This window comes from Nonomuraea sp. IBHARD001 (assembly GCF_056106265.1).
In genome coordinates this window covers 5,132,614-5,144,975 of record NZ_JBWBBW010000002.1, presented here as the reverse complement: position 1 = coordinate 5,144,975, position 12,362 = coordinate 5,132,614, and the positions used below count along the sequence as shown (strand labels likewise).

The 12,362-nt window shown below is 73.7% G+C and carries 10 protein-coding genes and 1 pseudogene; 4 read left to right on the top strand and 7 right to left on the bottom strand.

Going from position 1 to position 12,362, the window contains the following annotated elements:
* Positions 1–92: 92 nt before the first annotated feature.
* Positions 93–638, bottom strand: a complete 546-nt coding sequence (locus tag ACTWNK_RS25505; RefSeq protein ID WP_474307045.1) for an EF-hand domain-containing protein — start codon at positions 636–638, stop codon at positions 93–95.
* Between the two features lie 165 nt (positions 639–803).
* Here ACTWNK_RS25505 and ACTWNK_RS25500 point away from each other — a divergent pair, with 165 nt between their 5' ends.
* Together ACTWNK_RS25500 and ACTWNK_RS25495 are read left to right on the top strand one after the other, a co-directional pair.
* Positions 804–1,421: a TetR/AcrR family transcriptional regulator gene (locus ACTWNK_RS25500; RefSeq protein WP_474307044.1), complete on the top strand. Its 618-nt coding sequence runs from the start codon at positions 804–806 to the stop codon at positions 1,419–1,421.
* A complete protein-coding gene (locus tag ACTWNK_RS25495; protein ID WP_474307043.1) occupies positions 1,418–4,447 on the top strand; it encodes an ATP-binding protein in 3,030 nt (1,009 codons plus the stop codon). The genes ACTWNK_RS25500 and ACTWNK_RS25495 overlap by 4 nt, the downstream gene beginning before the upstream one ends.
* A gap of 18 nt (positions 4,448–4,465) precedes the next feature.
* Here the strand turns inward: ACTWNK_RS25495 and ACTWNK_RS25490 are convergent, their stop codons facing one another.
* The gene (locus ACTWNK_RS25490; protein WP_474307041.1) at positions 4,466–5,290 is read right to left on the bottom strand and encodes an NmrA family NAD(P)-binding protein; all 825 of its coding nucleotides are present in this window, start codon (positions 5,288–5,290) and stop codon (positions 4,466–4,468) included.
* Between the two features lie 33 nt (positions 5,291–5,323).
* Positions 5,324–5,677, bottom strand: a complete 354-nt coding sequence (locus ACTWNK_RS25485) for an MMPL family transporter (RefSeq protein ID WP_474307040.1) — start codon at positions 5,675–5,677, stop codon at positions 5,324–5,326.
* Between ACTWNK_RS25485 and ACTWNK_RS25480 the strand changes: the two are divergent.
* Positions 5,562–6,527: pseudogene (locus tag ACTWNK_RS25480) on the top strand (sensor histidine kinase); the annotation flags it as partial. The gene ACTWNK_RS25485 and the pseudogene ACTWNK_RS25480 sit on opposite strands and share 116 nt — an antisense overlap.
* Positions 6,528–6,551: 24 nt before the next feature.
* Here the strand turns inward: ACTWNK_RS25480 and ACTWNK_RS25475 are convergent.
* Together ACTWNK_RS25475 and ACTWNK_RS25470 are read right to left on the bottom strand one after the other, a co-directional pair.
* Positions 6,552–7,565, bottom strand: a complete 1,014-nt coding sequence (locus ACTWNK_RS25475) for a 3-oxoacyl-ACP synthase III family protein (RefSeq protein ID WP_474307039.1) — start codon at positions 7,563–7,565, stop codon at positions 6,552–6,554.
* On the bottom strand, positions 7,562–9,406 hold the full coding sequence (locus tag ACTWNK_RS25470; RefSeq protein ID WP_474307038.1) for a ThiF family adenylyltransferase: 1,845 nt from the start codon (positions 9,404–9,406) through the stop codon (positions 7,562–7,564). The genes ACTWNK_RS25475 and ACTWNK_RS25470 overlap by 4 nt, the downstream gene beginning before the upstream one ends.
* Before the next feature lie 183 nt (positions 9,407–9,589).
* Here ACTWNK_RS25470 and ACTWNK_RS25465 point away from each other — a divergent pair, with 183 nt between their 5' ends.
* Complete coding sequence (locus ACTWNK_RS25465) at positions 9,590–11,734, top strand: tetratricopeptide repeat protein (RefSeq protein WP_474307037.1); 2,145 nt, start codon at positions 9,590–9,592, stop codon at positions 11,732–11,734.
* Positions 11,735–11,741: 7 nt separating this feature from the next.
* On the opposite strand, the gene ACTWNK_RS25460 is transcribed toward ACTWNK_RS25465, so the two are convergent.
* Together ACTWNK_RS25460 and ACTWNK_RS25455 are read right to left on the bottom strand one after the other, a co-directional pair.
* Positions 11,742–11,912, bottom strand: coding sequence for a hypothetical protein (locus ACTWNK_RS25460; protein ID WP_474307036.1), 171 nt, complete (start codon positions 11,910–11,912; stop codon positions 11,742–11,744).
* Complete coding sequence (locus ACTWNK_RS25455) at positions 11,909–12,265, bottom strand: hypothetical protein (protein WP_474307035.1); 357 nt, start codon at positions 12,263–12,265, stop codon at positions 11,909–11,911. The genes ACTWNK_RS25460 and ACTWNK_RS25455 overlap by 4 nt, the downstream gene beginning before the upstream one ends.
* Positions 12,266–12,362: the final 97 nt, after the last annotated feature.

Genomic DNA, 12,362 nt, shown 5'->3' with positions numbered 1-12,362 from the left:
CTTTGCAGTTAGTGGGCGGCGCCAGTGTGGCACGCTCCCGCGCGCGCCCACAAGAGGCGATCTTCGCCTGTCGCGGGCGCGCGCGTCCGCGCTCAGGCGGCCCGGCCGATCGGCCCGAACACCAGGGCGCCCGGCTCGGCCGGATCGTCGCCCGCCCAGAACTCCCGCCACAGCCCGGTGAACTCCGCGCGCGACAGATGTCCGTCGCCGTCGCCGTCGAGCAGCGGGAAGATTTCCTGCGTGTCGGTGGCGCGACCGCTCCAGGTCTCGATGAGCTGGTCGTACTCGGCCGCCGAGATGCGCCCGTCGCCGTCGGCGTCCACGGCCTCGAACATGGCCTCGGCCGTGGCCTCGACGACATGGATCATGCCCGGCAGCCGGTCGACGACGAGCAGGACCTCGTCGAGGGTGACCTTCTCGTCGCGGTCGAGGTCGGAGGCGGTCAGCAGGGTGCTCCACCAGCCCATCATGATCGCGCGCAGTCTGGTGTGGCCCGGGTCCGTCGCGCTGCGGCCCCTGACGCCGGTCCACCGTGCCGTCAGGGCGACGAAGTCGGCCTCGGTGAGCATGCCGTCGCCGTCGGCGTCCATCGCGCCGAACACCCCTGAGATCTTGCGCCGCTGGAACTCGCTGGCCATGGGGATCCTTCCGGTCGTACGGGTCTGACGGGGATCCATGCTCATGGGAGTGCGCCGGGTCGACTATCGCCACTCGGGTGCACTCCTTTCACTGTCGAGTGAGCACATGCTTACCCTTGGTAAAGGCACTTGACGGAGTGAGTGCTCACTCCGTATGGTCGAACCATGACGGAAACCCCCAACCGGCGCAGGGCGCCGGGCATGAGCGCGGAGCAGCGCAGGGCGATGATCGTGGCAGCGGCGCTGCCGCTGGTCGCCGAGCGCGGCGCCGCCGTCACCACAGGACAGATCGCCAGAGCGGCCGGCATCGGCGAAGGCACGATCTTCAGGGTGTTCGCCGACAAGGACGAGGTGCTCGCCGCCTGCGTCGCCGAGGCCGCCGACCCCGGCCACGCCCTGCGCGAACTGGCCTCCATCTCCCTCGACGACCCCCTGCCCGTACGGCTGACCGAGGCCGCCGAGGCCATGAACGCCCACCTCAAGCGCATGGGCACCGTGCTCGGCGCCCTGCACGCCTCCGGATACGGGCGTCCGGCCGGACGCCCCTCCGGACAGCAGGGGGCCAGGCAGGCCTCGACGGAGGCGATGCGGGAGGCGCTGACCGAGCTGATCGAGCCCGACAGCGCTGCACTGCGGGTGGAGCCCCGCCGGGTCGCCTCGGTCTTCCTCGGCATGCTGTTCACCCGCCTGCACGCCGATGAGGGGGAGGCGGCCTCGCACGACCTCGTCGACATCCTGCTCAACGGGGCACTGGCGGCCGAAGGCAGGGACCCGGCCCGGTGACGAACGGACACGGAGCCCTCATCGGCAGACGGCACCAGGCGGGCGTCCTGCACGCGGCCGTCGAACGCGCGACGGGCGGCAGAGGCGGCCTGGTGTTCGTCACCGGCGAGGCCGGGATCGGCAAGAGCAGCCTGATCGCCGAAGCGGCGTCCCGGGCGGCCGAGTCGGGCGCGACGGTCCTGTCGGGGACCTGCTGGGAGGGCGAGGGCGCCCCCGGGCTGTGGCCATGGGTCCAGGTGCTGCGCGACCTGCACGGAGCCGGAGCCGCCGGTGCCGCGGACCTGCTGGCCGAGCGGCACGACGGTGAGTTCGACCTGAGTGACAAGGTGAGCACGGCCCTGGTCGAGGCGTCGAGGCGGCGGCCGGTCGTCGTGGTGCTCGACGATCTGCACTGGGCCGACCCGGCCTCGGTCAGGCTGCTGGGGTTCGTGGCGCGGCAGGTGTGGTTCGAACGCCTGCTGGTGATCGGCGCCTACCGGGACGCCGAGGTGGACGCGGGGGCGCATCCGCTGGAGTCGCTCATCACGTCGCTGCTGGCCAAGGCGACGACGCTCACGCTGACGGGGCTCGACGCCGCCGACGTCGCCGGCCTGGTCGCCAGGGTCACCGGCGTGCGGGCGGAGGCGGGACTGGCCGCCGAGATCCACCTGCGCACCGGAGGCAATCCGTTCTTCGTCGAGCAGACCGCCAGGCTGTGGCAGGGCGGTAGCCCGCTCGACACCATCGCGCCCGGCGTCGGCGCCACGCTCAGACGCCGCCTGTCCAGGCTGGGCCCCGAGGCCGTCGCGCTGCTGTCGACGGCGGCCGTCGCGGGCCGCGAGTTCGACGACCGCCTCCTGGCCGCGTGCCCGCCGTACCCGGGCGAGGGCGAGGTGGCGAGGCTGATCGGGCAGGCGGTCGCGGCCAGGCTGGTGCTGGCGGCGGGGGAGCGGCGGTGGGCGTTCGCGCACGGGCTGGTACGCGAGATCCTCTACGCCGATCTCGGCGAGAAGGCCAGGAGGAGCGCACACGCGGCCGTGCTCGACGCCATGGCGGCCGGGGTGGTGGCCTCGCTTCCCGCCGAGCGGGCCGGGCACGCCTACCTGGGCTCGACCCCGGACGCGCCCGACCACCTGCTGGCGGCGGCCCGTGACGCCGAGCTGCGCTTCTGCGCCGACGAGGCCGTCGTGCACCACCGGCGCGCCCTGGAACTCGTGCCCGCGGGCGACCTGCGGCGGCGCGGCGAGATCGGCGTCGGCCTGGGCGTGGCCCAGCACCGTGCGGGCGACACCGCGAGCGCCGACGACACCCTGCGCACGGCCCTGGCCGCCGTGCGCGAGCTCGACGACCCCGCCGTCCTGGCCAGAACGGCACTGCGGCTGCACGACCTCGGCCAGGCCAGATGGATCGCCTTCGTCCAGGACGCCCATCGCACCCTCGTCGGCGCCCCGGGCACGGTACACGGCGTGGCGGGCGGCGAAGGACCGCTCGACGCCGCGGGCAGGGACCTCAGCGACCTGGCCGTGCGCAGGGCCAGGGCGGAGGGCGACGACCGCGAGCTCGTCGCGGGCCTGCGGACCAGGCTCGGCGCCGTCTGGGGCCTGGGCAGCGCCGCCGAACGCGAACAGATCACCGCGGAACTGCTCGCCGCGGCCGTACGGCTCGGCGACGAGGCGGTCGAGCTCGACGCCCTGTCCTGGCGGGTCGGCGCCCTGCTGGAGCTCGGCGACCCCCGCCTGCACGACGTCGAGCGCGACTACGCGGCCAAGGCGCGGCGCTCGGGCCTGGCGTGGTTCGGGCACGAGGCCGCCGTGCTGCGGACGCTGACGGCCACGCTCACCGGCAGGTTCGCCCAGGCCAGGCAGCACGCCGACGAGGGGTTCGCCGCCGGTGAGCAGCCCGACGTGGACAGGCACGAGCTGCGCAGGCTGCAGCTGTGGTCGGTGGCCACGCTGAGCGGCGACACCGAGCTGGCCGCCGAGGTGCTGGGCGAGGCCCGGCTCGCGGCCAGTGCGAACCTGGCCATGCTCGACGCCATGGCCTCGGTGCGACGGCGTGACGCCACGGCCGCGATGCGGCACCTGGCGGCGCTCATCGGCACGCAGGACAGGCAGGTCAGGCGGTGGATGGCGCCGATGTGGCTGAGGTTCCAGGCCGAGGCCGCCGCCCTCTGCCGCGACCCGGTGCTCTGCGACACCGCAAGAGCGGCGCTCCTGCCGTACTCGGGCCAGTGGGCGCTGACCGCGGCCGTCGTCGCCGACGGCCCGATCGACCACTGGATCGGTGTGCTCGACGCCGCGCAGGAACGCTGGGACGACGCCGAACGCCGCTTCACCGCCGCCCGCCTGTCCGCCGACCGGCTCGGCGCACGCCCCTGGTCGATCGAGGCGGGCCTCGGGCTGGCCGAGGTGGCGCGGGCCCGCGGCGAGGACGCCTCCGCCCTGCTGGACCAGGTACGTCAGGAGGCGGGCGAGCTCGGCATGCGCATCGCACCGCCCGCGCCCGGCCGTGCGGTGTTCGCCCGCGAGAGCGGCGTGTGGCGGCTGGCCTTCGCCGGGCGCACGGTGCACGCGCCAGACTCCAAGGGCCTGGGCGACCTGCACGTCCTGCTGGGCCTGCCGGGCCAGGACGTGCCCGCCCTGCGCCTGCTGGACCCGTCGGGCGAGATCAAGGGTCTGGGCGGCGACGAGGTGCTGGACGACACAGCGAGGGCGGCCTACCGGCGCAGGCTCGACCTGCTGGAGGAGGAGATCGACCGGGCGGCCCTGAAGGGCGACGACGAGCGCGCCGCCGCCGCCGAGCGGGAACGGCAGGCGCTCCTCGACGAGCTGAGGGCCGCCACCGGGCTCGGCGGCAGACCCCGCAGGCTCGGCGACGGACGCGAACGGGCCCGCAAGGCCGTCACCAACCGCATCAAGGACACCCTGCGCAGGCTCGACACCCTCCACCCCGAGCTGGCCGCCCACCTGCGCACGACCGTGTCGACCGGCCTCACCTGCAGCTACCAGCCGATCAACGGACAGGAGATCGGCTGGTCGCTGCACTAGCCCAACCGGCCCAGGCGCTCAGGCCGTGAAGGCGGCGGCGTTCTCGCGTGCCCACTGGGCGAACGTACGGCCGGGCCTGCCGGTCACGACCTCCACGGTCGGGCGGACGATGGAGCCGACGGCGGGCGGGTTCGCGCCGAGCTCCAGCGCGAACGCGATGTAGTCGGCGTCGGCGCCCCATGCCAGCATGCTCGCCCGCAGTTCCTCGGCCGTGAGCGCCTCGTAGGCCAGCTCCCTGCCGATCGCCCGCCCGATCAGCCGCACCCGCTCGGCGGGCGTCAGCGCCTCGGGCCCGGTCAGCAGGTAGCAGGCGCCCGCGTGCCTGTCGTCGGTCAGCGCGGCGGCGGCGACGTCGGCGATGTCGGCCTCGTGCACCACCGCGCCCGGCGTGTCGCCGTACACGCGCACGACGCCCTCCTCGCGGATCGAGGGCGCCCACTCCAGCGCGTTGCCCATGAACTCCACGCACTGGATCTGCGTCCAGCCGAGCTCGCTCGCGCCGAGCGCCTCCTCGACCGAGCTGGGGTCCCAGCTGCTGAGCACGCTGACCCGGCGCACCCCCGCCTTGACGGCCAGTTCGACCAGGTCGGGACCGGTCGTCAGCGGAGCCATGTCCGGCCCGCCGAAGGTGATCAGATGCAGCGCCCGCACGCCTTCCAGCGCGGGGCCGAGCGAGCCGGGGTCGGTCAGGTCGCCGTGCGCCACCTCGGCCGCGCCGGGCAGCACGGACTTGGCCCTGGCCACGTCACGGGTCAGCGCGCGGACGTGCTCGCCGCGCTCGACCAGCGCGGCGACGAGGTGTCGGCCGACGTTTCCGGTGGCTCCGGTCACGAGGATCGTCATGGTGTGCTCTCCAAAGGTGTGGTGGTGCGACTGTCACCCCTGAGGCGCCAGATCGGATCTGGCGGGCGCCAGGGACGGCTCGCACCGCAGCAGCCGCGCGGCGGGCACCGGCAGCCACCAGTTCCACCTGCCCATCATCGCCACCACCGCGGGCACCAGCACGCCCCTGATCAGCGTCGCGTCCAGCAGGATGCCGGGCGCCAGCCCGCTGGCGAACACCTTGACGTCCAGTTCGGGCGTCATGGCCAGCGCGGCGAACGACAGGAAGAGGATGAGCGCCGCCGACGTGACCAGCCTGCCCGTCCTGCCCGAGCGGGTGGGCTTCGTCCTGGCCGGAACCTCGGCCGCCGCCCTGGCCGGGCTCACCCTGCTGGCCGTCCTGCTCATCGGGCGTGGGCTGCGACCCCTGGACCGGATCGCCGACACGGCCGCCGCGATCGGCGCGGGCGACCTGGCCCGCAGGGTCGTCGGCGCGCCTCCCGGCACCGAGGTCGGCCGCATCGGCGAGGCGCTCAACGCCATGCTCGCCCAGCTCGAACAGGCCTTCGGCCAGCGCCGGGCGTCGGAGGAGCGCCTGCGCAGGTTCATCGCCGACGCCTCGCACGAACTGCGCACGCCGATCGCCACCGTACGCGGCTACGCCGAGCTGTTCAGGTACGGCGCCGTGGCGAGCCCGGCCGAACTGGCCAAGGCGATGAGCCGGGTGGAGGCCGAGGCGGCCCGCATGGGCGCACTGGTGGACGAACTGCTGCTGCTGGCCAGGCTGGACGAGGGGCGTCCGCTGGCCGACGACCCGGTCGAGCTGACCGAGCTCGTCGCCGACGCCGTCGCCGACACCCTCGCCATCGAGCCCGACCGTCCGCTGTCGGTCGAACACGAAGGACCGGTCGAGGTCAGGGGGGACGCGGCACGGCTCAGGCAGGCGATCGGCAACCTGCCGGCCAATGTCCTCGATCACACGCCGGTGGGGACGGCCGCGGTCGTACGGGTGGGAACGCAGGGCGCGTTCGCGGTGCTCGACGTCTCCGACGCGGGCCCGGGGCTGGCAGTGGAGGAGGTCTCGCTGGTGTTCGAACGATTCCACCGGGGCGAGAGAAGGCCACTGGAGCCGGGGCGGCGGGCGGGAGGGGGCGGCGCCGGTCTGGGACTGGCGATCGTCGCCGCCGTCGTGCGGGCGCATCACGGGAGCGTGGGGGTGCTCCCTTCGGGCGAAGAGCCCGGCACTACGTTCAGGGTACGGCTGCCGCTCGGCGGCCCGGCGTCACCTCGCCGGTCGGCCGTGCCTGAAACACACCGTCCCCCATTGGAACCCGGCCCCGATCGCCGACAGCAGATAGACCTCGCCCGTCCGGACGAGCCCGTCGCCGAAGGCGCCGTGCAACGCGGTGAACACCCCGGCGGACCCGGTGTTGCCGAGCCTGTCGACGGTGATCGGCGTGCGGGCGGCGGGGATGCCGAGCTTGTCGAGCACGGCGGTGATCAGGGTGAGATTGGCCTGGTGCAGGAAGAAGTGCCCGACCTGCTCCAGTGAGAGCCCGGCATGCCCGACGGCGGCGAGGATGCTGTCGGGCAGGCGCCGGGTCGCGGTGTCCCACACGGCCCTGCCGTCCATCCTCAGGTGGTGCTGCCCGGCCGCGACGGTCCCGGGGCTCGTGGGGAGCCGCGATCCGCCCGCCGCGATGTGCACCGCGTAGGACAGCTCCGAGCCGAAGTCCCAGCCGATCAGCCCGGCGTCCGGGCACGACGACCTGGTCAGCACGGCCGCACCGGCGGCGTCACCGAAGAACACCCTGGTCGTACGGTCGCCCGGATCGGTCACCCTGGAGGCGCTGTCGGCCGCGACGACCAGGACCGTGCGCGCGGCGGGCGACTGCAGCAGGTGCGCGGCCAGCAGCAGCGCCTGCACCCCGTTCGCGCAGGCCGCCTGGGTGACGTCCAGGGCGAGCGCCCGGTGCGCCCCGAGCGCGTCCTTGACGACGAGCGCGGTCGAGGGCAGCGGCTGGTCGCCCGTGTACGTCGCCACGATGATCACATCGACGTCCTCGGACGCCACCCCGGCCGACTCCAGCGCCGGGCGCGCGGCCAGCACCGCCATGTCGGAGGTCGCACGCCCCGGTTCGAGCCACCGGCGTTCCCGGATGCCGGTGCGCCCGGTGATCCACGCGTCGCTGGTGTCGAGCGTCGCGGCCAACTCCTCGTTGCGCACGACCCGCTCGGGGACGTACACGCCGGTGCCCGCGATCGAGACGGGCAACGGCAGGCAGGCGCCGCTCACGTCAGCACTCCCACCGTGTTGTGCCGAGGGCTGAGCCGCTGCTCCAGGTCGGTGTAGAAGCGGCCGGACGCGCAGGGCAGCCCGAGCAGGATCCTCCTGGCCGCCTCCGCGGTCAGCGCGCCACCGAGCGCGACTCCCGAGGCCAGCTGCGGCCAGCTGCTCAGACTGCGGCCGAGCCGGTCGACGGAGGCGGCCAGCTGCGGGCTGATCCGGTCCGGGTCGACCATGGCCAGGATGAGGTCGACGCGCTCCTGGCGGGTCAGGTCGAGCATGTCGACCGACTTCACGTCGCCGAGCCTGCCGTGCAGCAGCGGCCGGTCGGGCTCGTGGTCGAACCTCTCGACGTCGAGCATGCCCCTGTCGTTGCAGTCCATGACGACGGGGATGCCGAGCTCCCGTGCGCGCTCCCTGGCCGCGATCTTCACCCAGGGGGTGTCGCACTCCTCGACCAGCAGGTCGATCGGGCCGTTGCCGCCGGTGAAGAACTCCTCGACGGTCTCGGCCGTCAGGCCCTCGCGGTAGATCTCGATGTCGAGGTAGGGGTCGATCTCCAGCATCTGCCTGGCGCAGATCACCGCCTTGTTCACGCCCAGGTCGTGCACGCCCGCACGCAGCCGGTTGAGGTTGGACAGGCCGAAGTCGTCGAAGTCGGCCAGCTTGAACGCGCCGCCGATGCCCTCAAGGGCGAAGGTGACGGCCGCGCTGTTGCCGACCGACAGGCCGATCACGCCGATCCTGCGGCCGAGCAGGGCGCGCTGCTCCGGCCTTTCGATCCGGCCCCGGTTGCGGTCGGTGCGGACCAGGCGGAACTCCTCGCGCGGCAGCACGTGCACGAGCCGCCGCGACCACGGGTACCACACCCACGTGCCGTACTCCCACGACGCGAGCGCGCCGAGCTGCTCGCCGACCCGTCTGCCGATCTCGGCCGGGTCGGCGCACGAGGGGTCACGGCTGGTGACCAGCTCGCGGAGCTGCTCGTCGAGCGTGTCGTGCACCTCGGCCACCTCGCCGCAGGCCAGCAGTGCGCTCAGCGCCTCCGCGTCGCGCACCGGCTCGTACAGCACCGGCCGCCACACCTGCTCGCGCTCGCGTTCGCGCTGGGCGGTGCCGGTCAGGGACGCGGGCGCGGCGCGTCCCGGCCGCGACGCCGGGGCGGGGCGTGCGGCGGGCCGTTCGGTGATGTGGGGGAACTGCTCGCGCAACTGGTGGACGAGCTCGGTGTAGTGCCCCGCGCCCTCCGCCGTGCGATGCATCATGATGACGACGTCCTCCGTGTAGTGCTCCACATAGCGCCGGGTGCCCGGCACGCGGGTGAAGCCGAATCTCTCGTGGAAGCGGTCCTGGCCGTCCTTGGTGCCGGAGGTGCCGATCATCGCCGTCGCGCCCAGGTGGTGGGCTGCGGCGACGGCCAGCGCGTTGAGGTGGATGCCGAGGCCGAGCTTGCGCGCCCGGTGCTCGACCACGAGCCTGCTGTGCTCGAACACCCCGTCCTCGTCCAGGCCGTGCGCGCGCAGCATCTCCTCGTAGGCCTCGTCGCCGAGGAAGGCGCGCGTCTGGTACAGCGGCGCGGACGCCGGGGTGCTCAGCCGTACGTAGCCGAGCGGTGGGCCGTCGCGTTCGGCGCGGGCCAGGAAGTGCCAGGCGCCGAAGTCCAGCTCCTGGTCGTCGGCGAAGCCGCCTTCCGGGCGCTCGAACGCCGGGCGTCTGCCCCTGTCGAACAGGATGCGCGCCCGGAGCTCACGCAGCTGTTCGATCTCGGCGTTCGCACCGGCTCCGGCGGAGGGGGCCAGTAAGGCGGTCACCTGCCACTGGCACGGCGCCGGAATCTGATGTCCGTTCATCTTTGTCTCCTATGCGAGGTGTCGGTGAGTCTCGCGCGGCTCATCCTGGCGAGGCGCCCGGCCCCGGCGGCGAGCCTTTGCCAGGTGCTGCCGGACCGATGGTTGACGATCTCCCGAGTTCCGTGCCCCCTGAATGCGGCCGGGCGGTGTCGGCGGGGAGGGGCTTTCTCTACAGTCGGGAGCGTGGAGATCGTTCTGTCAGGCCTGGGCATCCTCGTCGCCGTCGTCGCGGCCGTGATCGCCTGGCTCCAGCTCGTCAGGACGCCACGGGAGCAGCCCGCCCTCGTCCCGGCCGCTCCCGGCGGCGGGCAGATCCTGCCGCCCCCTCTCGGCCTGCTGCCCGAGCACGTGAGGGGCCGCGACGCCCTGCTCGCCGGACTCGGCGCGCTGCTGGAGCGGCCGGACGGCTCGACACACGTCCTGGCCGGACTGGGCGGCGTCGGCAAGACGACGCTCGCGCTGTGGCTGGCGGCCGAGGCCGGGCGCAGGGGCATGGCGTGCTGGTGGGTGCCCGCTTCGTCGGCCGACGTGGTCCTGACCCGCATGATGGAGCTGGCCAGGGAGCTCGGGGCGGCTCCCGGCGAGGTCGAGGAGGCGATCAACGGGCGCTACGACCCGTCGGACCTGCTGTGGCGGCACCTGCACCCACGCCGGGGCTGGCTGCTCGTCGTCGACAACGCCGACGACACCGGCGCGCTGGAGTTGGGCGAGCGCGGGATCGCGGCGGGCAACGGCTGGCTGCGGCCGACCACGTCGGGCCTGGTCGTCGTGACCAGCAGGCTCGGCGACCCGAAGGTCTGGGGACAGTACGCCACGACGCACGCGCTGCGACCGCTCGGCCCGGCGGACGGCGCGCGGGTCCTGCTCGACCTGGCGCCGGGCGGCGGCAGCGCCCAGCAGGCCGAGCGCCTGTCGGTCAGGCTCGGCGGGCTGCCGCTGGCGCTGCGCCATGTGGGCAGGCACATCACGGCGGTCTTCGCGGTCGAGCGGGAGTTCGGGAGCTATCAGACGGCGTTGGAGCGGGGAGGCTTTCACCTGATGGACCAGACCAGCGATCCGCGTTCGAACATCGTGGCCACCTGGGACCTGTCCCTCGACCTGCTGGCCGGCCAGGGCATGCCGTACACCAGGACGTTGCTGGGCGTGCTGGCGTGGTTCCCGGCGGGCGCGGTGATCCCGGCGTACCTGCTCGACTTCGACGTCCTCGCGCGGGCGACCGGGGGCGGCGGCGTCAACCAGGTCGTGGCCGGGCTCGGCGCACTGCACTCGGTCGGGCTGATCGAGAACACGGGGGCGGGCGGCGCGGCCTTCGAGATCACCCTGCACCCGCTGGTCGCCGAGGTGACGCGGCCACGCCTGACCGCCGACGGCGGGCTCACCGGCTCCATCGCCGTCGGCCTGCTGCTGGCCGCCGCCGAGACGCTCGACCCCGAGACCAGCGCGTCCTGGTCGCGCTGGAGCGAGATCACCGCCCACGCCCGAGCCGTCTGGGCCAGGGCGACACCCGAACGCCTGGACGACGACAGCGCCGTACGGCTGGCCGGGCTGAGCGCGCGGTGCGCCTACGCGCTCACCTGGAGCGGCGCGTACGAGACGGCGGCCGACCTGACCCGCGCCGCCCTCGACGCACTGGACGGCCGCCTGCCCGGCGACGACCTCACGGTGCTGGACCTGCTGCACAGGCAGGCGAGCACGGAGATGTTCCTCGGGAAGGCCGAGGAGGCCGAGCAGGCGTTCCGCCGGGTGGCGGCGGCGCGTGAACGGGTGCTCGGGCCCGAGCACCCCAAGACCCTCACGATCCGCCACAACCTCGCCCGCGTCATCGCCGACCAGGGCCGCTTCGACGAGGCGGAGCGGATGTTCCGGGCCACCTACGCCGCCAAGCTCCGCGTGCTCGGCCCCGACGACCGCGACACGCTCGTCACCCAGCACGAGTGGGCCCGCGTCACCCGCTCGCAGGGCGACCTCGACGCGGCCGAGGAGGCCTTCCGCCGCATCCACGACCACAAGAGTCGCGTCTTCGGCCCCGAGGACCCCGACACGCTGGTGACCCGCCTGGAGATCGGCCTGACCCTGCTCGCACTCGGCCGCGCCCAGGAGGCGGAGGCCGACCTGCGCGAGATCGAGGCCATCCGCAAGCGGCTGCTCGGCCCCGAACACCCGCACGTCTTCAGCGCCACCCATGCCATCGGCCGCGCCCTGGCCGCCCAGGGGCGCACGCAGGCGGCACGCGAGTACCTGGGCATCGCCCTGGAGGGCCGCCGCCGCGCGCTAGGCGCCGACAACGTGTACACGCGGGCGACACGGGCGGCGCTCGATGAGCTGTGACGGGGGCTCACACCTGTCGTCCGCCGGGCCGGCCCAGCCGTATGACGTCGTCGGCGAGGAAGCGCACGACGGCCGGGCTGTGCGTGATCATCAGGATCGCCAGGTCGCGCTCCGCGCACAGTCCGGCCAGCAGGTCGAGCACCGCCTGCCCGGTACCGGCGTCGAGCGAGGCCGTCACCTCGTCGCAGTGGCGGCGGTGAAGTCGTGCACGCGCGCCGCGAACCGCCGGAAGGAGGAGGCCCCGTCGTGGAACGTGCGCGTCTCGGCGTGGTCGCGCATCGCCAGCCGCATGCCGATCATCACGATCGGGGCCAGGAGCAGGGCGGCCAGCGGCTGTGCGACGCCGAACCCGGCCAGCGGCACCGAGTCGGCCACCGCGACGTGCAGGGCGCGCACGTCGTCCTGGACGATCTTCTTGACCGTGCCCGCGCCCAGCCGTTGCACCTCGCCGAGCGGCAGCCGCCCGAGGTGCTCGGCCAGCCGCGTGCGCAGCACGACCTCGAACAGGGCGGAGCCAGGATCGGGGGACATGGCAGCTCCCAGGCGCACGGCGTACGCATGGCTTGCTGACTGCTGTGCGGCGACATCGCGGCACAGGGACTGACTTTTACATAAGGCTGTCCTAAAC

Excerpts from the sequence above, each read along its gene's own strand:
- ACTWNK_RS25470 (WP_474307038.1), bottom strand. The coding sequence starts at position 9,406 with ATGAACGGACATCAGATTCCGGCGCCGTGCCAGTGGCAGGTGACCGCC.
- ACTWNK_RS25455 (WP_474307035.1), bottom strand. The coding sequence starts at position 12,265 with ATGTCCCCCGATCCTGGCTCCGCCCTGTTCGAGGTCGTGCTGCGCACG.
- ACTWNK_RS25500 (WP_474307044.1), top strand. The coding sequence starts at position 804 with ATGACGGAAACCCCCAACCGGCGCAGGGCGCCGGGCATGAGCGCGGAG.
- ACTWNK_RS25490 (WP_474307041.1), bottom strand. The coding sequence starts at position 5,290 with ATGACGATCCTCGTGACCGGAGCCACCGGAAACGTCGGCCGACACCTC.
- ACTWNK_RS25485 (WP_474307040.1), bottom strand. The coding sequence starts at position 5,677 with ATGAGCAGGACGGCCAGCAGGGTGAGCCCGGCCAGGGCGGCGGCCGAG.
- ACTWNK_RS25505 (WP_474307045.1), bottom strand. The coding sequence starts at position 638 with ATGGCCAGCGAGTTCCAGCGGCGCAAGATCTCAGGGGTGTTCGGCGCG.